25 protein-coding genes and 1 pseudogene are annotated in these 23814 nt (G+C 37.5%); 12 read left to right on the top strand and 14 right to left on the bottom strand.

All coding sequences use genetic code 11. From position 1 onward, the window contains the following. The first annotated feature begins 65 nt into the window (after positions 1 to 65). From prmC to cra, 9 genes are all read left to right on the top strand, one after another. Positions 66 to 971 (top strand): peptide chain release factor N(5)-glutamine methyltransferase, encoded by a 906-nt coding sequence (gene prmC / locus DXZ23_RS06310; protein WP_017807396.1) that lies wholly within the window; start codon positions 66 to 68, stop codon positions 969 to 971. Beyond that, entirely contained in the window at positions 971 to 1789 is an 819-nt protein-coding gene (locus DXZ23_RS06305) for a SirB1 family protein (protein ID WP_017807395.1), read from the top strand. Before prmC ends, DXZ23_RS06305 begins: the two co-directional genes overlap by 1 nt. A gap of 16 nt (positions 1790 to 1805) precedes the next feature. Further along, complete coding sequence (kdsA, locus tag DXZ23_RS06300; RefSeq protein ID WP_017807394.1) at positions 1806 to 2660, top strand: 3-deoxy-8-phosphooctulonate synthase; 855 nt, start codon at positions 1806 to 1808, stop codon at positions 2658 to 2660. A gap of 76 nt (positions 2661 to 2736) precedes the next feature. Next, positions 2737 to 3678, top strand: a complete 942-nt coding sequence (locus tag DXZ23_RS06295; RefSeq protein ID WP_017807393.1) for a 2-hydroxyacid dehydrogenase — start codon at positions 2737 to 2739, stop codon at positions 3676 to 3678. A gap of 76 nt (positions 3679 to 3754) precedes the next feature. Continuing rightward, on the top strand, positions 3755 to 4945 hold the full coding sequence (locus tag DXZ23_RS06290; RefSeq protein WP_026138616.1) for a lipoprotein-releasing ABC transporter permease subunit: 1191 nt from the start codon (positions 3755 to 3757) through the stop codon (positions 4943 to 4945). 54 nt (positions 4946 to 4999) lie between these two features. Next, entirely contained in the window at positions 5000 to 5689 is a 690-nt protein-coding gene (gene lolD / locus DXZ23_RS06285; protein ID WP_017807391.1) for a lipoprotein-releasing ABC transporter ATP-binding protein LolD, read from the top strand. Next, positions 5690 to 6943, top strand: coding sequence for a lipoprotein-releasing ABC transporter permease subunit LolE (lolE, locus tag DXZ23_RS06280; protein WP_017807390.1), 1254 nt, complete (start codon positions 5690 to 5692; stop codon positions 6941 to 6943). 128 nt (positions 6944 to 7071) lie between these two features. Then, positions 7072 to 8160 (top strand): 3-deoxy-7-phosphoheptulonate synthase AroG, encoded by a 1089-nt coding sequence (gene aroG, locus DXZ23_RS06275; protein WP_017807389.1) that lies wholly within the window; start codon positions 7072 to 7074, stop codon positions 8158 to 8160. A 157-nt stretch (positions 8161 to 8317) separates the two neighbouring features. Beyond that, positions 8318 to 9304, top strand: a complete 987-nt coding sequence (cra, locus tag DXZ23_RS06270) for a catabolite repressor/activator (RefSeq protein WP_017807388.1) — start codon at positions 8318 to 8320, stop codon at positions 9302 to 9304. On the opposite strand, the gene DXZ23_RS06265 is transcribed toward cra, so the two are convergent. Next, positions 9301 to 9996, bottom strand: a complete 696-nt coding sequence (locus tag DXZ23_RS06265) for a SanA/YdcF family protein (RefSeq protein ID WP_017807387.1) — start codon at positions 9994 to 9996, stop codon at positions 9301 to 9303. The genes cra and DXZ23_RS06265 overlap by 4 nt on opposite strands. Positions 9997 to 10166: 170 nt before the next feature. On the opposite strand from DXZ23_RS06265, the gene metX reads away from it, so the two are divergent. After that, the gene (gene metX / locus DXZ23_RS06260) at positions 10167 to 11258 is read left to right on the top strand and encodes a homoserine O-acetyltransferase MetX (RefSeq protein ID WP_017807386.1); all 1092 of its coding nucleotides are present in this window, start codon (positions 10167 to 10169) and stop codon (positions 11256 to 11258) included. Positions 11259 to 11288: 30 nt separating this feature from the next. Here metX and DXZ23_RS06255 read toward each other — a convergent pair whose 3' ends face one another. The 7 genes from DXZ23_RS06255 to DXZ23_RS06225 form a co-directional block, all read right to left on the bottom strand. Then, positions 11289 to 12116 (bottom strand): metal ABC transporter permease, encoded by an 828-nt coding sequence (locus DXZ23_RS06255; protein WP_017807385.1) that lies wholly within the window; start codon positions 12114 to 12116, stop codon positions 11289 to 11291. Beyond that, a complete protein-coding gene (locus DXZ23_RS06250; protein WP_017807384.1) occupies positions 12109 to 12966 on the bottom strand; it encodes a metal ABC transporter permease in 858 nt (285 codons plus the stop codon). Before DXZ23_RS06250 ends, DXZ23_RS06255 begins: the two co-directional genes overlap by 8 nt. Then, positions 12966 to 13865: an ATP-binding cassette domain-containing protein gene (locus tag DXZ23_RS06245; RefSeq protein WP_017807383.1), complete on the bottom strand. Its 900-nt coding sequence runs from the start codon at positions 13863 to 13865 to the stop codon at positions 12966 to 12968. The genes DXZ23_RS06250 and DXZ23_RS06245 overlap by 1 nt, the downstream gene beginning before the upstream one ends. Then, positions 13855 to 14745, bottom strand: a complete 891-nt coding sequence (locus DXZ23_RS06240; protein WP_017807382.1) for a metal ABC transporter substrate-binding protein — start codon at positions 14743 to 14745, stop codon at positions 13855 to 13857. The genes DXZ23_RS06245 and DXZ23_RS06240 overlap by 11 nt, the downstream gene beginning before the upstream one ends. 86 nt (positions 14746 to 14831) lie before the next feature. After that, positions 14832 to 15164 (bottom strand): TusE/DsrC/DsvC family sulfur relay protein, encoded by a 333-nt coding sequence (locus DXZ23_RS06235; RefSeq protein ID WP_017807381.1) that lies wholly within the window; start codon positions 15162 to 15164, stop codon positions 14832 to 14834. Positions 15165 to 15224: 60 nt separating this feature from the next. Continuing rightward, positions 15225 to 15887, bottom strand: coding sequence for a Bax inhibitor-1/YccA family protein (locus tag DXZ23_RS06230; protein ID WP_017807380.1), 663 nt, complete (start codon positions 15885 to 15887; stop codon positions 15225 to 15227). A gap of 128 nt (positions 15888 to 16015) precedes the next feature. Continuing rightward, on the bottom strand, positions 16016 to 17389 hold the full coding sequence (locus tag DXZ23_RS06225) for a Do family serine endopeptidase (protein WP_017807379.1): 1374 nt from the start codon (positions 17387 to 17389) through the stop codon (positions 16016 to 16018). Between the two features lie 299 nt (positions 17390 to 17688). Here DXZ23_RS06225 and DXZ23_RS06220 point away from each other — a divergent pair, with 299 nt between their 5' ends. Beyond that, positions 17689 to 18339, top strand: coding sequence for an IS1595-like element ISHpa1 family transposase (locus DXZ23_RS06220; protein ID WP_017805306.1), 651 nt, complete (start codon positions 17689 to 17691; stop codon positions 18337 to 18339). A gap of 18 nt (positions 18340 to 18357) precedes the next feature. Here the strand turns inward: DXZ23_RS06220 and DXZ23_RS06215 are convergent. From DXZ23_RS06215 to DXZ23_RS06200, 4 genes and pseudogenes are all read right to left on the bottom strand, one after another. Continuing rightward, positions 18358 to 19041 (bottom strand): annotated as a pseudogene (locus DXZ23_RS06215) (phage late control D family protein); the annotation flags it as partial. Beyond that, entirely contained in the window at positions 19034 to 19261 is a 228-nt protein-coding gene (locus DXZ23_RS06210; RefSeq protein WP_017807377.1) for a tail protein X, read from the bottom strand. The pseudogene DXZ23_RS06215 and the gene DXZ23_RS06210, both read right to left, overlap by 8 nt. Further along, positions 19245 to 20171 (bottom strand): phage tail protein, encoded by a 927-nt coding sequence (locus tag DXZ23_RS06205; RefSeq protein ID WP_017807376.1) that lies wholly within the window; start codon positions 20169 to 20171, stop codon positions 19245 to 19247. Before DXZ23_RS06205 ends, DXZ23_RS06210 begins: the two co-directional genes overlap by 17 nt. 8 nt (positions 20172 to 20179) lie before the next feature. Then, positions 20180 to 23029, bottom strand: a complete 2850-nt coding sequence (locus tag DXZ23_RS06200; protein WP_114995477.1) for a phage tail tape measure protein — start codon at positions 23027 to 23029, stop codon at positions 20180 to 20182. A 46-nt stretch (positions 23030 to 23075) separates the two neighbouring features. Here DXZ23_RS06200 and DXZ23_RS06195 point away from each other — a divergent pair, with 46 nt between their 5' ends. Continuing rightward, positions 23076 to 23354: a hypothetical protein gene (locus DXZ23_RS06195; protein WP_017807374.1), complete on the top strand. Its 279-nt coding sequence runs from the start codon at positions 23076 to 23078 to the stop codon at positions 23352 to 23354. Here DXZ23_RS06195 and DXZ23_RS06190 read toward each other — a convergent pair. Beyond that, positions 23339 to 23515 carry a GpE family phage tail protein gene (locus tag DXZ23_RS06190; protein WP_238544447.1) on the bottom strand — a complete coding sequence of 59 codons (177 nt, stop codon included), beginning with the start codon at positions 23513 to 23515 and terminating at the stop codon, positions 23339 to 23341. The genes DXZ23_RS06195 and DXZ23_RS06190 overlap by 16 nt on opposite strands. After that, a complete protein-coding gene (locus DXZ23_RS06185; RefSeq protein ID WP_017807373.1) occupies positions 23487 to 23756 on the bottom strand; it encodes a phage tail assembly protein in 270 nt (89 codons plus the stop codon). Before DXZ23_RS06185 ends, DXZ23_RS06190 begins: the two co-directional genes overlap by 29 nt. Between the last annotated feature and the right edge of the window lie 58 nt (positions 23757 to 23814).

Below are 23814 nucleotides of genomic sequence, written 5' to 3'. Positions count from 1 at the left end.
TTATAAGCAATTCAGTCTTTTATTTTTATAAAGACTTTTATACATTCGATATTAGGGTATTAATAATGAATTATGCTGATTGGATCAGTTTGGCTGTATCTAAATTAGATAAAAACAAGACGGCTGATCCGTTTATGAATGCTAAAGTAGATGCAATGCTGTTACTAGAGTTTGTAACAGGGCATTCTCGTTCTTTTATTTTGGCATTTTCTGATACTACATTACCTAAGCATTTACTTATCAAACTCACCGCTTTACTTGAAAGAAGAGCAAATGGCGAACCAATGGCTTATATTTTAGGTTGTCAGCCTTTTTGGACACTTGATCTTATGACAACGCCAGATACATTGATACCACGTAGTGAAACGGAAATATTGATTGAAAATGCATTAGATTGCATTAAGAAATGCGTAACATCAAAAAACTTTGATGGTACATTGACAATTTTGGATTTAGGCACGGGGACAGGTGCTATAGCACTTGCTTTAGCAAAAGAATTGCGATCTGGCTTCCAAAATTTAATTAAATATTCGGTTATAGGCGTGGATTTGGTTGATAATGCAGTTAAGTTAGCTGAAAATAATGCGAGGTATAATAATATTGAAAATGTGTATTTTCATCAAAGTAATTGGTTTGAACATTTGAAAGGGCAATCTTTCGATATAATCGTTAGTAATCCACCTTATATTGATAAAGAAGATTTACATCTAACTATTGGAGATGTGCGTTTCGAACCCTTGACGGCTCTTGTATCTAACGATGAAGGATATGCTGATTTGCGACATATTATTATTAACGCACCTGCATATTTAAAGGCAAATGGTTGGTTATTGGTAGAACATGGCTGGCAGCAAGGAAATAAAGTGCGGTCTTTTTTTCAAACAGATTTTTGGCGTAATATTGTTACTATAAAAGATTATAGTCATAATGAACGTGTAACATTGGCTCAATTAATAGGAGAAAATCGTTAATGGATACAAATCGTAGTGCAATTTATAATGAAATGCTCAATTTTTATATTGTAACAGGAAATGATCAACAAAGAGAATTAGGGAGTATCCATTCTGTAATGGAGGAATTTTTGACTCAAGCGAAAAAGGAAATTTCTTCACAAAAAGATGATGAGAACAAAATAAGAAAACTTATTGATCTTGTTTATAATGATTGGGGGTTTCAAATTGATTTTAACAATGTTTTTGAGCATTCGAATTATTATTTACCAGATATTTTAGCCACTCGTAGAGGTGTAGCTGTTTCTATCGGGGGTATTTTGCTCTATCTTGCTGAAAAATTGGATCTTCCTCTCTATGCGGTTGATTTTCCGGTCAATATAATGCTAAAAGCTGAAGTAAATAGTAAACCTTTATTCTTTGATCCTTGGACTGGTCGTCAAGTTTCCGATCAATATATTGAATACACTTATAAAGTCTATTATGGAGAAAAGGTTCAAATTTCTGTTCCTTTATTAGGAAAACAAGATGAAGAAGAATTAGAAATGCGTTATGGACAGTTAGCCAAAAATGCTTTGATGAGAGAAAGCCTCAATGAAAAGGCATTAGCCTATGTAGAAAATATTCTACATCGTTACCCTGATTCTTTAGATGAGATTCGTGATAGAGGAATTCTAAAAATACAATTTGGACTTTTTAAAGAGGCTCTTAAAGATCTTGAAACTTTTATTGAAAAAAGACCTAATGATTCGTTCTCTAAAATGTTGAAGGAACAGTTACCTCTTATAGAAAAAGATGCTGAAGAACAGGAAAAAGCAAAAAAAGAATCCATTCATTAAAAATAGAGAAATGAGTATGAAAAATAAATTGATCACCTTGGGGAATATTGAGATTGCTAATAATAAACCATTTGTCCTTTTTGGAGGTATGAATGTATTAGAAAGTCGAGATATGGCGATGAAAGTATGCGAACAATATATTGAAGTTACGCAAAAATTGAATGTTCCATATATTTTTAAGGCATCTTTTGATAAAGCAAATCGTTCATCAATTCATTCTTTTCGAGGACCTGGAATGGATGAGGGGCTTAAAATTTTTCAAGAATTGAAAGAAACATTTAATGTTAAAATTATTACAGATGTACATGAGAGCTATCAATGTCAGCCAGTTGCTGAAGTGGTTGATATTATTCAACTACCCGCGTTTCTAGCTCGGCAAACTGATCTTGTTGAAGCAATGGCACGCACTGGAGCGGTCATTAATGTAAAGAAACCACAATTTTTGAGTCCGAGTCAAATGGGAAATATCGTAGAAAAAATAGAAGAGTGTGGAAATAACCAAATTATTTTGTGTGATCGTGGCACAAGTTTTGGTTATGACAACTTAATTGTCGATATGCTGGGATTCAATGTAATGAAGAAAGTTTCTAAAGGATGTCCTGTTATTTTTGATGTTACCCATTCATTACAATGTAGAGATCCGTTGGGGGCTGCTTCTGGAGGTCGCCGTGAACAAGTTTCCGAACTAGCAAGAGCGGGCTTAGCGGTAGGATTGGCTGGACTATTTATTGAAGCTCATCCTGAACCATTGAAAGCAAAATGTGATGGGCCATCTGCCTTACCATTAAATAAATTAGAAGCATTTGTTTCTCAAATGAAAGCAATTGATGAGCTTGTTAAATCTTTTGATGAGATTGATACAGCTAATTAGCTGATGAGAGTCTTTAGCAATAAAGTGCGGTATAATTTTACTGCATTTTAAGTTTTATTTTATATGGGGCTTTTATATGAAAATTGTTTTCCTTGATAGCACGGCAATTCCAAAACATATTCCTATTCCCCGTCCGAATTTTGAGCATCAATGGGTAGAATATGAATATACGTCGCCAGAGCAAACTGTTGAACGAGCAAAAGACGCGGATATTGTCATTACCAGTAAAGTGGTCTTTAATCGTGAAATAATGCAACAACTTCCCAAATTAAAATTAATTGCATTGACGGCAACAGGAACAAATAATGTTGATCTTATTGCGGCGAAAGAACTTGGTATTGAAGTAAAAAATGTGACGGGTTATTCATCAGTGACTGTCCCTGAGCATGTGTTAGGGTTAATTTTTGCCTTAAAGCATAGTTTAATGAATTGGTATAAAGATCAACTTAGTGCGAAATGGGCAGAGAGCAAACAGTTTTGTTATTTTGATTACCCGATCACCGATATTAGAGGCTCTACATTAGGTGTGGTAGGAAAGGGAAATCTTGGTGCAGAAATAGGACGCTTAGCGGAAGCACTCGGAATGAATGTGCTTTATGCTGAACGTAAAGGGGCATCAACAATACGTGATGGGTATTTACCTTTTGAGCAAGTATTGCAAGAGGCAGATATTATCACGCTACATTGCCCTTTAACTCCAGAAACGACAAACTTAATTAATGCTCAAACGTTGAAATTGATGAAGCCAACGGCGTATTTAATTAATACTGGTCGTGGGCCTTTAATTGACGAGCAAGCACTGCTCGAAGCCTTAGAGAGCGGGACGATTGCGGCCGCCGCACTGGATGTTTTAGTAAAAGAGCCTCCAGAAAAAGATAATCCACTTATTCAAGCAGCAACGCGTTTACCTAATTTAATTATCACGCCACATGTCGCTTGGGCTTCTGATGGTGCGGTGGAAATTTTGGTGAAAAAAGTCACGCAAAATATTGAAGATTTTGTGGCAATGGGTAAATAATGTATTCCGTTATTCCCTCTCCCCAACATAGTAGAGGTTGGGGAATATGATTATTGCTAACCCTTAACTATTAATGATGAGTGTTCCAATTTCCTTATTTATCGCCTTTCGTTATTGGCGTGCCAAAAGTGCTGATCGTTTTGGACGGTTAGTTACCAATCTTGCGATGATGGGCATTGTGCTAGGTATTATGGCATTGATTATCGTACTTTCAGTTATGAATGGTCTTGAAAATCAGCAAAAAAAACAAGTACTTTCTAGCATACCGCACGCCATTATTATGCCATTAGCGGGGCATCTATCTCACTCAGAACCTATTCCTAGTATGCCTACATTTGTGCAAAACGTGGTTCCCATTAATACTACGAATGTGATTTTGCAAGCACCACAAGGCGTCAGTGCGGGGCAAGTGATTGGGATTACCCGTTTTTCTGATGATCCTTTATTGCAGAATTTCGCAACGCAATCCTTTGAGCAAGTATTACCCGAAGGAGAGTTTAAGCTCATTGTCGGCTCACAACTTGCAGAAAAACTGCATTTACAAATTGGTGATAAAGTTCGTTTAATGATAACAGAGAACAGCCAATATACCCCTTTCGGTCGCGTGCCTGTGCAACGTTTATTTACGATTAGCGATATTTATTTTTCTGCTGGGCAGAATGATACTAATGAGATGTTTGCCAATCTTTCCGATATTGGGCGGTTGATGCGAATTCCGTCTGATCAAATGCAAGGCTACCGTTTATTTTTAAAAGATCCTTTTGACATCACTGAATTACCGCAATATTTTCCATCTGATAAATGGCTAATTAGTGATTGGCGTAGCCAAAAAGGCGAGTTTTTCCAAGCGGTGAAAATGGAAAAAAATATGATGGGATTACTGATTAGCCTGATTATTGTGGTCGCCATTTCTAATATTATCACCTCGCTTAGTTTAATGGTGGTGGATAAACAAGGAGAAATTGCGATTTTACAAACGCAAGGGCTAAATAAATCTGAGGTTCGTAATCTGTTTATCTGGCAAGGGCTATTAGTGGGACTAAGTGGGACGTTAGTCGGTACAATGCTTGGCGTATTAACAACATTAAATTTAGATCGCATTATGGCGTGGTTTAATCCTGAAAATATCATTTTGCCAACAGAACTCAACTTGTCTCAGCTTATAATGATTGTGGGCATATCATTGTTATTTTCATTAGGATCAACCATTTACCCCGCCTATCGAGCCGCACAAATTGAACCCGCTGAAGCATTGCGTTATGAATGATAAGTGCGGTGTTTTTTTGCCACGTTTTTAACTAAATTGAAGAAATGAGAAAGAATGATTGATAATAAAATCTTACTGAGTTGCCAAGGTTTAAGCAAAGTTTACCAAGAAGGTGAAAACCAAACCCAAGTGTTGAAAGAGGTGAGTTTTTCAATGGCAGAGGGGGAGTTAGTTGCGATTGTGGGCAGCTCGGGATCTGGAAAAAGTACATTATTGCACACCCTAGGCGGGCTAGATCAGCCAAGTAGCGGCGAAGTGTTCATAAAAGGGCAGTCTTTACAAAAAGCCAGTGCGAATGAATTAGCCAAATTACGCAATCAGCACTTAGGCTTTGTTTATCAATTTCATCATTTAATAGCTGATTTTACCGCCTTAGAAAATGTGATGATGCCGATGTTAATCGGCAAACAAAATCGTAGTGAAGCACAAGATCGTGCGGAGAAAATGCTTGGTGCAGTTGGATTATCACATCGTATTAAGCATCGCCCTTCTGCCTTGTCTGGCGGCGAGCGTCAGCGTGTTGCCATTGCCCGTGCATTGGTGAATAACCCCGCTTTGGTGTTGGCTGACGAACCCACTGGAAATTTAGACCGTAAAACAACAGAAAGTATTTTTGAACTAATTCTAAAATTAAACCAAGAGCAAAAAATCGCATTTTTATTGGTAACTCACGATCTACAACTGGCGGAAAAACTTTCCCGCCGAATGGTGATGCAAGATGGCATTTTGCGTGGAGAGAGCTAGATGAATGCACCTTTTTTTATTAGCTGGCGTTATCAGCGAGGTAAGCAAAAAAATCGCTTAGTGTCATTGATTTCAATGTTTTCTACCTTTGGTATCGCCCTTGGTGTTATGGTGTTGATTGTGGGATTAAGTGCGATGAACGGTTTTGAACGTGAGCTGAATAAACGCATTTTGGCGGTTGTTCCACATATTGAGATTTCTGCGTATTCAGGGCAAGGTGAAAGTACACCGATAAAAAATTGGCAAAATTTGACCGCACTTTTAAAACAAGATCCCGAAGTGCTAGCAAGCTCGCCTTTTATAAATTTTACTGCATTGATAGAAAATGGAACGAAATTGAAAGTCGTACAGGTTAAAGGTGTTGACGCTAATCAGCAGGAGCAAGTGAGTGCTTTAGGACAATTCGTGCTTGGCGATGGCTGGCAGAATTTTTCTCGTGAAGGAGGGCTTATACTAGGTTCTGGTATCGCCAAAGATCTTGAGGTTAAAGAAGGGGATTGGGTAACGTTGCTGATTTCGCAATCCGATGGTACAAATAATTTTATTCAACCAAGACGAGAGCGTATGCAAATCACGGGGATTTTACGCCTTGATGGACAGCTCGATCATAGTTATGCCTTAATCCCCTTAGCGATGGCACAGCAATTCTTGGATTATTCCACAGAGGAAGCAACGGGGGTTGAATTAAAAGTGCGAGATCCTTTTCAGGTGCAACAAATGGGATACTCAACCTTGCAGAATTATCCACAATTTTTATCAGCTCATAATTGGATTAGTCAATTCGGTTATATGTATCGCGATATTCAACTTATTCGTACGGTGATGTATTTAGCGATGGTATTAGTGATAGGGGTCGCGTGCTTTAATATTGTTTCTACCTTAATTATGGCAGTGAAAGATAAGCAAGGGGATATTGCGATTATGCGAACATTGGGTGCAAATGATCGCTTTATCCAACAGATTTTTATTTGGTATGGCTTGCTAGCTGGAATGAAAGGGTGCTTGATAGGCTTAATGCTTGGCTGTATTACCGCATTGAATTTAACTCAATTAATTAAAGGCATTGAGTTTTTGATTGGCAGAAAATTGCTTTCTGATGGCGTATATTTCGTGGATTTTTTACCAAGTGAATTGCATTGGCAAGATATGATGATTGTATTTGCCGTTGCCTTAGTGCTAAGTTTGATGGCAAGTTTGTATCCTGCAAGTCGTGCAGTGCGACTGCAACCAGCACAAGTTTTAAGCAATCATTGATAAAAAGTTAAAAATATTTTTAAACTAGTTTACCAGTACAAAAATGCGTGCTACATTGGCACGCATAATCATATATTCGCAATACAAGGCGAAGAAGATAAATACAAACAAGATGTAGAGAGTGATGTATGACTAAAAGCAAAAATGACATTTATATTGCAAATGATGATACGCGAATTGGTAAGGTAGAGCAGGTTCTCCCCCCAATCGCCTTGATCGAAAAATATCCAGCAACGGAGACTGCAGAGAAAACCGTTAAGCAGGCACGTAAAGAAACGCATAATATTATTCATCGCAAAGATGATCGCTTATTGGTTGTGATTGGGCCTTGCTCAATTCACGATCCTCAATCTGCTTTAGAATATGCTCAACGAATTAAAGCAATGCGAGAAAAATATCGTGATACGTTGCAAATTATTATGCGGGTTTATTTTGAAAAACCGCGTACGACAGTGGGGTGGAAAGGGTTGATTAACGATCCTTATTTGAATAATACCTATGCGTTAAATGATGGTTTACGCATTGCACGTAAATTATTATTAGATATTAATGATTTAGAAGTCCCTACGGCGGGCGAGTTTTTAGATATGATCACGCCTCAATATGTTGCAGATTTTATGAGCTGGGGGGCGATCGGGGCAAGAACAACGGAATCTCAAGTTCACCGAGAGTTAGCTTCAGGGCTATCTTGTGCCGTAGGATTTAAGAATGCGACAAACGGCGGTGTGAAAATTGCCCTTGATGCGATTGGTGCTGCAGAAGCTCCACATTATTTTCTTTCTGTAACAAAATTTGGTCATTCTGCGATTGTTTCTACAAAAGGTAATGCCGATTGCCATATTATTTTACGAGGTGGTGATAATGGGCCTAATTATAGTGCAAAAGATGTGGAAGAAATTTGCGGAAATATCGAAAAAACAGGTCGTATTCCTCACGTGATGGTAGATTTCAGCCATGCAAATAGCAGTAAGCAGTTTAAAAAACAGTTAGATGTGTGTGCGGATGTATGCCAACAAATTTCACAAGGATCACAGAAAATCTTTGGGGTTATGATTGAAAGCCATTTGGTAGAAGGTCGTCAAGATCTTGTAGAAGGTCAAGAGCTGGTTTATGGGCAAAGCATCACGGATGCTTGTATTGGTTGGGAAGATTCTGAGAAGGTGTTGCAGAATTTATCTGAAGCGGTGGTTGCTCGCCGTCAATATCTAAATAAATAATTTAAATTATGAAAAAGTTGGGGTAACTCAGCTTTTTTTATTTATCTTAGGCAAATTATTTTGCTAAGCAGATCAAGTTTTGGTGCTTTCAACCTAAATAAATACAAAATTCAGGGTATAATTCCTTTAAAAATTTCACACATTAAAAGGAGTTATTGTGAAACTAGATGAATTGGCAAAACTTGCAGGTGTATCAAGAACGACAGTTAGTTATGTAATAAATGGAAAAGCGAAGCAATATAGAGTAAGTGACAAAACCATTGAAAAAGTGGAATCTTTAATAAAGGAATATGATTTTAGACCTAATATAATGGCGGCGGGGTTGAGAGCTGGAAAGAGTAATGCGATTGGTTTGATTATTCCTGATTTTGAGAATATGAGCTATGCAAGAATTGCTCATCGTTTAGAACAGCTTTTTCGTGCTAGGGGTTATCAATTGTTAATAGCTTGTTCAAATGATAACCCTGATAACGAGATTGAATGTGCGAGGCATCTTTTTCAGCGTAAAATCGATGCTTTGATTGTTTCAAGTGTTTTGCCTGAGAGTAATTTGTTCTATCAAGAGAGTAATATTCCTGTTTTTGGGTTTGATAGGAAAATTAGCGGTAAGAATATTATTAATGTATTTTCAGATAATAAAAAAGATGCTTATAGCCTGACACAAAATTTATTGGAGTTAAAAAAGTATCGTAAAATTTTATTTTTCGGGGCGTTACCAGATTTACCAACAAGTCAGGATAGGGAAGCAGGATTCCGTCAAGCTTTGAATGAAAGTAAATTTAGTGCGGTAGAATATCTTTATACAACACAGTTTCATAGAGAATCAGCGTCACAGACTTTTGCTAAGTGGCTTGCTGCTAATTCGATGCCTGATGCATTATTTGTTACTTCTTTAACGCTGTTACAAGGTGTTTTTTTGGCATTAAAGCATAAGAGAGATATTCCGTCTTCTTTGGTTATTGCAACATTTGGTAATCACGAAATGCTTGAGTTTTTAGAAAACAAAGTATTATGTGCGGTGCAAGATCATAAGCAAATTGCTGATCGATTATTAGTATTAGTGCTTAAACAGCTCAATCATAAAGAACATTTGGAAAATGCCTCGAGTAAAATTTTGAGGCGTTTAATTTTTCGTCATTGTTAGTCGATTTTTATAGGAGGAGGTAGGGGTTCTGCTTCCCCAAGAAAGTGCGGTTTTTTTTCAAAAAGAAGATCTAATATTACTCTAGTGCGAGCAAAGAGTTCTCTTAATCGAACTAAAATATACTGATTAGGGGAATCAGCGGCAAAACAAATTGCATCAATATCATAATATCTTGCGATAAATAATGCCCTTTCACAATGAAAACGCTGGGTGATGATTGTTAATGAGTTAGCTTTAAATACCCGAGATGCTCTGATAACTGAGTCTAAAGTACGGAATCCAGCGTAATCCATATACATAAATTTTTCTGAAATGCCCATTTTTTTTAAATCTTTCAGCATCATACGCGGCTCATTGTATTCAATTGTTCTATTATCTCCACTTAATAATAGGTAATCTATTTTCTTTTGTTTGAAAAGAGTATCGGCAGCTAATAAACGGTAAGAATAAAATAAGTTAGGTGTATTTTTAGTGCGATATTTTGAGGTTCCAAGAAGTAAGCCATAGGGGCGATGAGGTAGTTTTGTAATATCTGTATAAATATGTTTATGGACGTAAAGTGCGATTCCTTGATCAAGGATAATTAATATAGAGCTTAAAAATAAAAGTGTGAGTAAGCCGTACTTGAATATTTTTTTTATCCAATAAGGAGAAAAATGCATATTAAAAAAGGGAACAAGCATAATATTCATATTTTTTCATCATCTTGGTTAAAGATAATAAAAAATAGTAGTAAACTCAAGCAAATTTATTTTAAAATACGTCTAGATGTTTAGATGTCTAAAATTTCTTGACAATAAGTCAGTTGGACAGTAGTTTATTTGTTGAAGTGTTTTTTTATATGATTTAGATAGGATAGGTAATGGCAGTACAGAAAGCAACGTTGTTTACTCACTCTCCTTTAGATTTAATTTTAGGGGGGCAACTTAAGCAAATTGAAGTTGCTTATCAAACCTATGGTGTGCTTAATAAAGATAAAACAAATGCAATTTTAATTTGCCACGCCTTGACAGGAGATGCTGAGCCTTGTGCTAAATCTCCTGATCAAAGAGGATGGTGGGAAAATTTTATGGGAGATGGGCTTGCTTTAGACACTTCTCGCTATTTTTTTATTTGCTCCAATGTATTGGGAGGTTGCAGGGGAACAACAGGACCCGCATCTATCAATATAGAAACACAAAAACCTTATGGAAGTCAGTTCCCACATATTGTTGTTCAAGATATTGTTAGAGTTCAACGAGCACTCTTAAAATATTTAGATATTCCTCATTTGTATGCTGTTATTGGAGGGTCTTTTGGGGGAATGCAGGCTACACAGTGGGCAATCGATTATCCAGACTTTATTGATAATGTAATTAATCTCTGCTCATCTTTATATCTTAGTTCTGAAGCGATTGGCTTTAATCACGTTATGCGTCAGGCTATTATTACCGATCCTAATTTTAATAATGGTAATTATTATGATGGAAAGCCGCCTTTGCAAGGTTTGGCTGTTGCAAGAATGCTCGGAATGCTAACATATCGTACTGATATTCAGCTTGAGAAAGCTTTTGGGCGAGCGGTAAAATCAGAGGGAAATTTTTGGGGAGATTATTTCCAAGTTGAGTCTTATTTAAGTTATCAAGGGCAGAAGTTTTTAGAGAGATTTGATGCAAATAGTTATTTATATTTATTAAGAGCATTAGATTTATATGATCCAGCATTAGGTTATGAAAATATAGGACAGGCCCTTTCTCGTATTAAAGCCCGTTATAGTTTGATTGGTGTGATTAATGATCAGTTATTCAAGATCGTTGATGTAAGGAAGAGCAAAATAATGTTGGAAAATGCGGGAGTAGATCTGCACTATAGTGAATTATCTTCTGATTATGGGCATGATGCTTTTTTAGTGGATTACGACTTTTTTTGTCGTCCAATCAAGCAAGCATTGGTGGATGTTAATTCAAGTGAGTGAAATTTAACATAGCTTCGGTTATTTTAGGATTTATCTAGAGCTTAGCAATTTGTTATAGCTTAAAGCTAGTATAAAGCACAGAGACTGTAATAATACAATAGTCGGAGCCGTTGATGAATTTATATGATAGCTGATTATTATGCCTAAAAAGCTGGTTAGACTTGCTGTAGAGATAGCTATCAATAGCATTTTATTAAAATTTTTAGTAACTATATAGGCAGTAATACCTGGAGCAATTAGCATTGCTGTGACCAAAATGATACCGACCATTTGCATAGTCGTAATAATTGTTAAAGCCAATAAGCATAATAAACTATAATGTAGAACTTTGGGGGCAAGACCTACTATGCGGGTATGACTGGGATCAAAACAATAAAGCAGGAAGTCCTTTTTTCTGAGCATAATAATCAAAAAAATTATACTGGAAATCAATAGCGTTTGTATTAATGCTTGAGGAGATACCCCCAATAAATTTCCAAATAATATGTGAGAAAGATGTTGCTCCGTATCCACTTTACTAAATAGAACCAAACCAAATGAGAACATTCCAGAGAACACAATTCCTATAGCAGTATCTTCCTTAATTCGGCTGTTTTCTTTTAAATATCCAATACTAAATGCACAGAATAATCCTGATAGTAACGCCCCAATAATAAGAGGAATTTTAAATAAATAGGCTAGCACAATTCCTGGTAGAACAGAGTGCGAAATAGCATCTCCCATTAATGACCAGCCTTTTAATATTAAATAGCAAGAAAGTACTGCACAAATAATCGCAATAATTAGAGCCATAAATAGGGCATTTTGCATAAAAGAATAGCTTAAGGGTTCTATAAACCAATTAATAAAACTAATCATTTTTTATCTCCTTGTAAGGTGAATATTTTTTTCGTAGAAGACCATATTTAGGAGAAAATAGAAAGCTGAGGAGAAAAAGTATTGTTTGAAAACAAATAATTATTCCTCCAGTAGAACAATCTAAGAAATAGCTAAAATAAACACCAAATAAGTTTGTTAGTATTCCTAGTATAACGGCAATAATGACGAGAGTTTTAAATTTGTCGGTAAGTAAAAAAGCGGTAGCACCTGGTGTGATCACCATTGCAATGACTAAAATTGCCCCTACTGTTTGTAGTGCTGCAACAATACTTGCACTTAGTAGTGTAAAAAAAAGTAGCTTATAATAGAAAGGAGATAATCCAACGGCAGTCGCTTGTATTTCATCAAAAAAGACTAATAGTAAGTCTTTCCAAAATAGGAAAAGAAGTAGAAAACAAAAGATGATCATTATTATGATTTGTAAAAGATCCTCATCTGAAATTCCCAATATATTACCTAAAATAATCTCATTAACATTAATTGAGGTGGGGTTTAAAGAAATGATAAATAAGCCTAACGCAAAAAATGTTGTAAATATAAAACCAATAACAGCATCTTGCCGTAAATTTGATAAAGCTTTAACCCATAAAATAGCAAGTGCGGCCAAAATTCCAGACAAAAAAGCACCTATAGCATAAGGGAAAGAAAATGCGTAAGCAATAGCAACACCTGGTACAACCGAATGAGAAAGGGCATCGCCAATTAATGACCAGCCTTTTAACATTAAATAGGCTGATAAAAAAGCACAAAGACCACCTATTAATGCACTTAGCAGGAAAGCCTTTATCATATAGTTATAATTAAATGGTTCTAATAGTAAACTGAGCATTATTTTTTTCCATTAGCTATATTGAGTGAACGCTCTCTAATGGTGGGGAGTGGAGGATCATTTTTCGTTTGTCCATAAAACACAGCAGGTAGTTCATCATCAGTTAATACCGTTACCGCTCTATCATCGTTATCATTATGTAAATCTTGCCCAAGTAGTTTTATATTTCGTAATGAGCCACCAAAAACCAATTCTAAATTTTTCTGTGTAAAAGTCGTTTTCGTATTTCCTTGTGCTAGAATTGTACGATTAATCATTATTACTTGATCACAATAATCAGGTATTGAACCTAAATTATGGGTTGATACTAAAATTAAATATCCAGATTTTCGTAATTCAGTTAATAGCACCATAATTTCATTTTCTGTTTGAACATCGACGCCAGTGAAAGGTTCATCTAATAAAATTATTTTACTTTTTTGGGCTAGAGCTCGGGCAAGAAAAACGCGTTTTTTTTGACCGCCAGATAATTCACCTATTTGACGTTGGGCGAGGTGAGATATTTTTAATCGCTCCATCGCTTGTAAGACTTCTTTCTTATCTAATTGTGAAGGAATTCTTAGGAAATTCATATAGCCATAGCGTCCCATCATAATAACATCATAAACAGAAACAGGGAACTGCCAATCTACCTCTTCACTCTGAGGAACATAAGCAATGATATTTTGTTTTAAAGCCTTTTTTATTGGTTGATGGCATAGAGAAATTTTTCCTGATTGAGGGATAATTAATCCCATTAAACTTTTAAATAAAGTAGATTTCCCGCTACCATTTATACCAACTAAGGCACAGGTAGTGCCTCCACTTAATTGGAAAGAAATATTATGAATTGCGGTATGACCATTATTATAACGAACCCTGACATCTTCTACCAAAATGGTTGGGGGATTATTTGTCATTTTTCCCGAATCCTTTAATTATAGTGATAATGGTTGTATTAAGTAAATCAAGATAAGTTGGGACAGGACCATTCTTATCTGACAAAGAATCAACATAAAGTTGCCCGCCATAATGTATATTTGTTTCTTTAGCAATTTGTTGGGCTGGTTTTGGTGAAATTGTACTCTCACTAAAGATAACAGGAATGTTATTTTTATGAATTAAATCTATCATTTTACGGACTTGTTGTGGTGTACCTTGTTGCTCGGCATTAATTGGCCATAAATAAACCTCTTTGAAACCATAATCCTGAGCCAAATAGCTAAATGCACCTTCTGAAGTAGCAAGCCAACGTTGGTTTTGAGGAATTGTCTCCAATCTTGGACGTAATTGCTTATCTAAAGAGAGAATCTGCTTAGTATAGTTCTCAGCATTTTGACGATAAACTTCGGCATTTTCAGGATTATATTTAATTAAAGCATTTTTAATATTTTCAATATAAATTAAAGCATTAGATGGAGACATCCAAGCATGAGGATTGGGTATTTCTTTATTATCATTTTCTGTAAGAAAAATAGGTTGAATACCTTCAGTGACAATAATAGCAGGCTTATCTTGAACATTTTGGAAAAACTGTTCGAACCAACGTTCTAAATTTAATCCATTCCATAATACGAGATCAGCAGATTGAACCTTCACTATATCTTCAGGCGTTGGTTCGTAACCATGAATTTCTGCACCGGGTTTAGTTATTGATTGCACTTCAGCAGCATTTCCAGAAATATTTTGAGCGATATCTTGGATAATTGTAAATGTCGTAATCACTTTAAATTTTGCATAACTAATCTGACTAAATAGAAGGAAACTGGCTATGATGAAATTGAATAATAGTTTTGACATAAGTCCTCTTTTATCTCTTGAATGTATGTGTGTTCATTATAAAAGGGAATAATTAACTTGTAAATAAAAATAATTATAAAATGGTGTCATAAACATTTTGCTGGTTTAGGTAATCCCGCAAGCTTTGTTGCTTGTTTAGCTGGCCCTTCAGGAAATAAGCGTTGTAGATATCTACTATTTCCTTTATCTTCACCAAATTTTTGGGAAACAGCTTTCACTAACATTCGGATAGAGGGAGATGTGTGATAATCTTCATAGAAATTACGTACAAAATAAATAATTTCCCAGTGTGCTTCAGAGAGTTCAATTTTTTCTTGTTTGGCAATGGCTAAGGCAACATCAGAGTTCCATTGTTCAATATTTAGTAGATACCCTTCATTATCTGTTTCGATCAGCTGCCCATTTATTTGAAGTGTCATTATTTCTCCCTAAATAACATACAAACGCCCTTAAAAGGGCGTTTAACCTATGATATTTATCTAATCATTACGTAGAATACCAAGTAAGTTTAATAGACTTACAAATATATTATAAATAGAAACATAAAGACTAACAGTTGCTCTAATATAATTCGTTTCTCCACCATGAATAATGCTACTCGTTTGGTATAAAATTCCCATACTGGAAAATACAATAAAGAGCGAACTCAATGCAACGTGTAATGCAGATGTTTTTAAGAAGAAGCTAGCAACCATTCCTACTAGGAGTACAATAAATAACGTGAATATGAGACCAGAAAGGAAAGACATATCTTTTTTTGTACTCAACACATAGAAAGAACAAGCAAAAAACACTGCAGCTGTGCCAGTAAAGGCAATGATGATCAAATCACCTAGACCTGCTCCAACATACATATTCAAAATTGGACCTAAAGAATACCCCATAAAACCAGTTAACGCAAAGGTAGATAGGATGCCCCACGCACTATTTTCTAACGCACTATTAAGAAATAGTAAACCATAGAAACCAATTAATAAAACGCCTACATGCAATGGAGCAACATCCAAATACATTGCAATATAGGCAACCAAAGCAGAAAAACTAAGCGTTAAAGCTAGCAAAAAATAAGTATTGCGTAAGACTTTATTAGAGGCTAAAACCGAGTCTTGTCGGGTGTTTTCCATAATTAGACGAGATTGCATAATATAGCTCCTGTTATTTTAAAGAAAATTCTCGTATAAAATATAGACCTAAAGAGAAAAAGTCAATTTACATAGAAATAATAAAGGCTTGATTTTTTATGATCAAGCCTATGTTGGACAATAACAACTTATTGTATTAATAAATAGAAATTATTTTTTCCTCTTAAAACATTTAAAGCGATAGTTGAACTTGTGTCTTTCAGAGCTTTACGCAGTTGCTCTAAATTTTCAATTGGCGTACGGTTCACGCCAATGATCACATCTCCCTCTTTTAAACCTAAACGCTGAGCCAAGGATTTTTCTTTGATTTTACTAATTTCAACCCCTTTTTTTCCTTTAACATTGTAGTTACTTAATTCAATACCCTCTAAAGCAGGGAGTAAATTGTTGATAGTGGTATTAGCTTGTTCATCTTGCTGTAAGATAACAGAGGTAGTGTTAGACTTACCATCACGCAAATAAGTTAATTTTACTTTTTGACCTGCTCCCGTAGTTGCAATTTTAGCTCGCAATTCAGAGAAACTGGAAAGTTTTTGTCCGTTAATGGCAGTAATCACATCTCCGGCTCGTAATTCTGCTTTTTCTGCAGCGGAATCGGGTAAAACCTCACTCACAAATGCACCCTGTTGAGCATCGATCTTAAGGGCTTTGGCTAAATCAGCATTCAGCTCAGTTCCCTTTATCCCCAATAATCCGCGTCGGACTTCACCAAATTCGAGAATCTGCTTAGCTAAACTATTTGCCATATTGCTTGGAATAGCAAAAGCGATCCCCGCATTACCACCACTTGGTGAAATAATTGCTGTATTGATTCCAATCAATTCACCATTAAGATTCAATAATGGCCCTCCTGAATTACCTTGGTTTACCGCAGCATCAGTTTGAATATAGTTTTCATAGCTACCTTTTTCTGAACCTGTAGAACGTCCTAATGCGGAAACGATACCAGAGGTAACAGTTTGACCTAAACCAAAGGGATTCCCAACAGCGACGGTGTAATCACCTACTCGTAGTTTATCTGAATCAGCGATCTTAATTTCAGTAAGATTTTTCGGATCTTCTAGCTGAATTAAGGCAATATCAGAAAGTTCATCTGCACCTACTAATTTGGCTTTAAATTCACGGCCATCCTGCAGTTTGACAGTAATTTTGTCAGCCTCGTCAATAACATGATTATTAGTCAGTACATAACCTTTTTCAGCATTGATAATCACACCAGAGCCAAGCCCTTTGAAATTACGTGGAGCGTTGTTCTTAAAAATATCTGGTCCGAAGAAAAATTTGAATTCTTCAGGAAGATCATCATTTTGGAAGCGTGATTTTTGTTTTCCTTCCACTGCAATAGATACGACGCTAGGTAGAACTTGCTCCAGCATTGGTGCTAAAGTTGGCGTGCCAGAAAGCGTACTTGGTGGGGGGAATGTCGCGGTTGCGTTCACCGAAGTGCCAAGTATAGTTAAGCCAAGAGCGATACTGGTTAATAAAAAATGTTTTCTTTTCACTTCATTTCTCCATTTCGTTACTAAGTGTCATTTTAAAATAAGAACAGATCTCAATTTTTAAAGGGACCTATCTCTATTTTCTTTCATTACTGAAAGTATGTTTGTTGTTTTGCCTAAGACAAAGAAAATAAAAAATTGTTCGTAAGGATTGTATGATTTTTGGGAAATGACAAAAAAAAGAGTAAATGACTAGATTTTTTTAAACTGATCCTCATTCTTATTAAAATTTACCTTTTTGTAAAAAACAAGGGGCTGTCCTAGATAACAACTAAAAAATCTATTTAGGTTAGAATGAACCAATGAGAAAAAGTCGTCTAAGTCAGCACAAACAAAATAAACTCATTGAGCTATTTGTTGCAGGTGTTACTGCAAGGACAGCAGCAGAGTTAGTCAATGTAAACAAAACGACTGCCGCATATTACTTTCATCGTTTACGCCAACTCATCTATCAAAACAGCCTTCACTTAGAGATGTTTGAAGGTGAAATTGAAGCCGATGAAAGTTATTTTGGCGGTGCTCGCAAAGGCAAACGTGGTCGTGGTGCGGCAGGGAAAATTGCGGTATTCGGGCTTCTCAAGCGCAATGGCAAGGTTTATACCGTTGCGGTTCCAAATACGCAATCTGCCACCTTGTTACCCATTATTCGGGAGCAGGTAAAGCCTGATAGTATTGTTTACACCGATAATTATCGTAGTTATGACGTGCTTGATGTGAGTGAATTTAGTCATTTTCGTATCAATCACAGCACACATTTTGCTGAAAATCATAACCACATTAACGGAATTGAGAATTTTTGGAGCCAAGCAAAACGCCATTTACGAAAATTTAATGGTATCCCAAAAGCGCATTTTGAGCTTTATTTAAAGGAATGTGAATGGCGTTTTAATTACAGCAACATAAAAAGTCAAATTTCTATTTTAAAACAATTGGTTAAAGGGAGTTTAGTCTAGTTATCTAGGACAGCCCCTTACCTTTTTACCATTGGCGTCAAAGCCCTTAACCTCTACTGCTCTGGCGGTGTCTTTAATGCGATCACGCAATCGTAGGCTGATGACATCTTGCTCATCAAGGACTGCGACAGGATTACTTTGTCCTAATTCGTCTTTATGGGTAAAGACTAATTGTTCACCTACAATCTTAAAACTGTGATGATATTCACGGGCAAGACGTGATAAAAACTCCACATCACGTTCTTGGTACTGAGTAACCCGTTTAATCGGAATAGGCTTAATAGTTCCTACCACCTTAAGTTTTAAATGTCCTGCTACTTGTGCCACAATCTGTGCAAGGGTAGTGTTTTCATAGGCTTTGGGTTTTAAAGTGCGGTAATTTTTGCTGATACCGCTACTTAAAGCCCGTAGCGTAATAGTTGAAGGGCGGGCTGCATATTCCACCTCATCAATTTCAAAGCCGCCAATTTCTACTAACGGCGAGCCTTTATAACCAATCGCTGCAATTAATTTATCTCCTTGAGTTGGAAACCACTGGCGTATCCATTTTCCTTGGATATCTTCAAAGGTTACGCTTAATTCATCACTTTGCCCTTCTAGATAATCGGTATAGCTCAGTTCAATTAAGTGCGGTTCAATTTCGGCGGAAATATTAGTTTTTTCATAAAACAGCGAAAAATCATATTGAGCGACATTAGTCATTGTTTCCCCTTAGCCAAGGTGGCATCTGTTCATTATTGGTGGGTTGTACTTGTAAGACAGGGATATAAACCGTCACCCCCATTGGCAACACTTCGTAAAAACTGAGTTGCTGATTGGCATCAATAATACGACTATAGGCTAAAGGATCACCATAGTAATAGTAGGCAAGGTTGTCCCAACGCTCACCCAGTTTCACAGTATGCTTAATCACGGTTCTCATTATTTTCTTCCTCATCATTGCGTAATACCACCCAAGCTGTCATTTCGGCAGTAGTTGTGGCGAGGTTATCAATATGTTCAATCACTTCATTTAAAGCATTATCAGCAATCGCAAATCCTTTATCCCAATCAGCGATATCCAATTGTTCAAAGCTCGTTTTAGCAAATGATAGCGTATCGTAAATAGCTTGCCCTGACTGCACAAATTCTCCTACAGCATTCAAATAAGGTGACACACTATCCAAAACTGAACGCATACCAACAAGATCACTAAATGCCCCTAAAGATTGATCTAGACCAGATAAGGCTTGAGGTAAGTGATTGAGAGCTGATAGAGGATCTGTTTTTAACTGCCGCATCACCGCCACGATATTTTTCACATCATCAACAGCACGCTTACCTGCTTGATAAAGCTGTACCCCTTTATTGACTAGACTTTTTATTTCACTTAGTGCATTCGTAAGATTTTTAGGCAAAATTGAGCCTAAAATGCGATTATTACCTAACTGTAATGCTGCTCCTTGTAATGTCGCCTCTAATTTACCTATATATTCGGTAAGACTAACGTTAATCTCTCGGCACAACACATTACCTTTATCATCAGTAAAGAGCGTAGTTGAGCTTAGATTAGTGATCACATAATTACCTTTAAGCCCATTACGCCCCCATACTAAAGCCAATGGTTTTTGTGTAGATTTTGCTGCACTTAACGCACGCCAGCGACTTTCCACGTTACCGAGTTGGTGGTGTAATCTTGCTGCAAACTGTAATGTAGTTAGTCCATCACCTGTGGCTTGTAGTCTGGGTTTACCACGCATTACAGCATGTTCAGCAAAACTGGCTTGCTGAGTTTCGGAAAATTCTGTTAAATCAATAGGTTCAAAAACAATGTCACCAAGTAAACAATACATCTTTCCTCCTAATAAGCTCTACGCCCACGCTGGTCAATTATCTGGTCAAAAATACGTTCAACAACGTGCTCAAGCTCACGGTTACCACGTTGCATGGCTTGGGTAATATCCGCCAAAATATCCGTTTTCTCTTGGTTACCATTAACATTGATCACAGGGCTAAAATGCACCACAATAGGTGATTTATGTTGCATTGGCTCAGCTTTTTCTTTTGCACGTTGCGATAGGGCTTGCTGTACGCCTGCTTGATGTGATTTTTTCTTCACACCTGTTTTTGTTTTTGGCGTTAAGTGCGGTTGTTTTTTTGCCTCTTTTTGTCCGCTTGTTACGGTGTTTGCTGCAATAGTACTTTTAGGCTGTTTTACCTCCGTCATCACAGGCTCTAAGGGGCTTACTGCCGCAAAGGCAGATTGCCCAGCAACCATTGCAATATTGGCTAAACGTTGGATATTAGCCACGCCAAGACGCGAGGTGATTTCTTTATTCAGGACATATTCGCCTTTATGCACCACGCCAGCCACTTCGTGTTTGCCACCATCGCCTGTGTAACCACCCGTAGAAAAACCTCGTTTTTTTGCATTTTCAAGGGCAAGTTGCGTGCCACGCGTTGCCATTTCGCCTGTGCCTATGGCAGATTGAGCAATATTGGCTTGCTTGGTTGCAATAGTTTGTTCAGCTTCAGTGGCGAAACCAAGCTTGCCTTTAATCCAGTTGACGGTGCCATTAATAAAGCTTTTCACCCCCTCAAAGGCTTTGCCAATCCCCTCGCCAAGTTTATTGATCATACCCTTACCAAACTCACTGAAGCTACTTGGCAACTCTACACCAAACCAGCTCAATACCGCTGCAAAGGCTTTATAAAATAATCCGATTGGCGACCAATCAAGGATAGTTGCGGTGATATTCCCAATCCCTGAATTAAAGAAGCCTTTCACGTTTTCCCACATATCTGAAAAGAATGTTTTAATCGGCTCCCAATATTGATAAATTAAGAACGCCGCACCTGCGATAGCCATAACGGCTATACCAATAGGATTTAGACCTAAGGCACGACCAATAAATAAAATGCCTTTACCCACAAGTTGTAAGCCACCAAATAGCTTACCTGCTAACGTCATACCAAGTTTAAATCCCCACTTATTCGCAGAGATAAACGCTGACGCGACGCGTTTTGTCGCCCCGAATATGCCACCAGATAACCCTTTAGCCAGTCGCCAACTTCCTCCGCTGACGAAACTAAACGCTCGATTTAAAAGACGCAATTTCAGGCTTAGTTTAGAGAAATCCCCTGTTAGACGCGCTAAACGTATCGCATTAAATGCACCATTTAACTTTGTTGCACCAACATAAAGCCTTACAAAAGGACTAAAAAGCAAATTGAGCCCATAACCCACGCCTAGAAAGCTAAGTTTCATCGCTAATAGTCCACCGACAAAACCCACGAAAGTTCTAATTAGCCCTTTATTTTCGCTAATCCACGGTGTTAATGTATCTTCAATAAAATGCTGGCCTGCTTTGGCTATCTCTTTTAAGTCATCTGCAAACGCCGAGCCTATTGTTCCTACCGCACTTTCCCATACGCCACCTAGGGCTTCCATCGCTGCGCTTAGGGTGCGTGTTTTTTGGGCGATACGTTCCTCAAGGCTGGCTTGTTCGCGCATTTTCTGCAAAAACTCTTCCAGTCCCTGCTTACCTTTTTGTGCAAGTAATAGGGCCACACGTTTCCCTTCAGTGCCAAAGAGCGCATCGGCTACAAGACCCGCACCTTCATCACCATACTTCTGTCGAATAATGTCGAGCTTTTCTAGCTCGCTCATCATGCCATCAATACCTTTAAAATTGCCCTTTTTGTCCCAGAAATTAAATTCAACGCCTGAGCTTTCCAAAATATCGCGTGCTTCGGCTTTCATGCCTTTTTTGGCTTCAGCGATCATCTTCGGGCCTTTATTCATGCGGTCAAGCATCGTGGAAAAGTTTGTACCAAAAGAGGTGCCTTCTAACCATTGTTGCGCCGCCAATCCTTGGATAGCAAAAATTTTCTTGGCATTTTCTTCCCCAGTGAGTTTCATAGAGCGCACATTAGCCGCATAGTAAGTCATAGCCCCATACATTTGCTCTTTGTTCATACCACCAGCAAACATTGCACGCTGTAGGTTATCCGCGGAGGATTTCAATTCCGCATCGGAAAGCCCGTGTCCCTCCATCAGTTTTGCAAGAAACTCGCCTCCCTCAAATTGATCCATACCTAAAAGTACATTGAGTTTTGCCGCTGTTTGCAATCCTCCACCGATAAGGATGTCATCGCTTACCCCTTGCATTTTTAAGGCGCGAGCAAGGTTATAAAAATCTTTTTTTGTGCCAGGTAAATCACGTCCTAAATCATCGGCAATTTTGCCGATTTCTTTAAATTTCCCGAACGAACCATCAGCTTTCATCATCGTAATTTTTAGGTCATTAGCGGCATCCTCCTGATCCATATAAGTCCGAATTGATGTCATTAATGGGCGACCTACCGCATAGCCGTGAGCAGCGGTCTCCATTAATTGACCTTGCATACGTTTTTTAGCGTTACCCCATCGTTCAGAAAGTGCCATTGCACCATTGAGGCGTTGCTGACTTTTTTCAGCTCGGCTAATCGCACTATCTAACTGCTTATAGCGCTTTGCTATCGCATCAAGGTTTTTGGCAGGATAGTTCATTCGTTGTAATTCACGCCCGAAACGGTCTTGCTGTGCTGTAGCCTTTTCAATTTGGCTAGATAGGCGAGAGGATAGCTTAGTGACTGTGGTAAATGCGGCACCCACACCTTTAAGCGTTGCGCCAATCACTAAGCCGATCATTAATTCATTTGTTGCCATTTTTTCTTTCTCACGGTAAAGTTAGCTAATAAGACTAGGAGGGAGCATGAAGCAAGAGATATATTCAGAGAGAACATTGACCATTGCCAAAGCTATTATGGTTTGCTCATTTATTGTGGCTGGGGTTTGGGCTGCGATAGATATTTTCCCTGCTACACAATTTGCAGCGGCCACTGGATTTGCTGAAATCGGTTTTATTGCGATTTTCTACCTCTTCTTTTGGGTGTTTATCGCATTACTTTACTCAGTCGCTGTCGCAGTAATAATGCCTATCCCAGCCCTACTTATTGGCTTTTTCATTAACTGGGGCTATACTCGCATATAGCCCGCTTTTACTTGTCTATTAGCCTGTGTAAGCCAGCAATCAAGCTCCTCCATTGTGAGGGCATCAATATCAGATTGCGTCCAGCCATACCACCACGCTAAATCCGCATAGAGTGTATAAAGTTCATCAATATCAACTTGCTGAATCGAACAGAAAGCCACGAATAAGTTGCACGTCCTCCCAATCTAACGCATCAAAATCTTCTTGCTGTAAACCACTTACCATTGCCATCACAGCATATTCCGTAGCAACAGGATCATTTTTACAGCGTGCAGCTGCTTTACGATGATCACCTGCTGTAACACGGCGTACGGTTACCTCTTCTAAAAGATCTCCTGAGCCTAATGTAATTGGGCGAGATAATTTGATACGGTTACTTGGTTGTTCAGTTTGTTTAGACATAAAAAAACTCCTTGGTTGGTTTTGTTTAACTTCGCCAAGGAGTTTACTTAAATCGCCT

The sequence above is a fragment of the Avibacterium paragallinarum genome, from assembly GCF_900450705.1.
GTDB classification, from domain to species: Bacteria; Pseudomonadota; Gammaproteobacteria; order Enterobacterales; family Pasteurellaceae; genus Avibacterium; species Avibacterium paragallinarum.
Note: the sequence above shows the minus strand (reverse complement) of the source record. Positions and strands in the feature narration are given on the sequence as shown.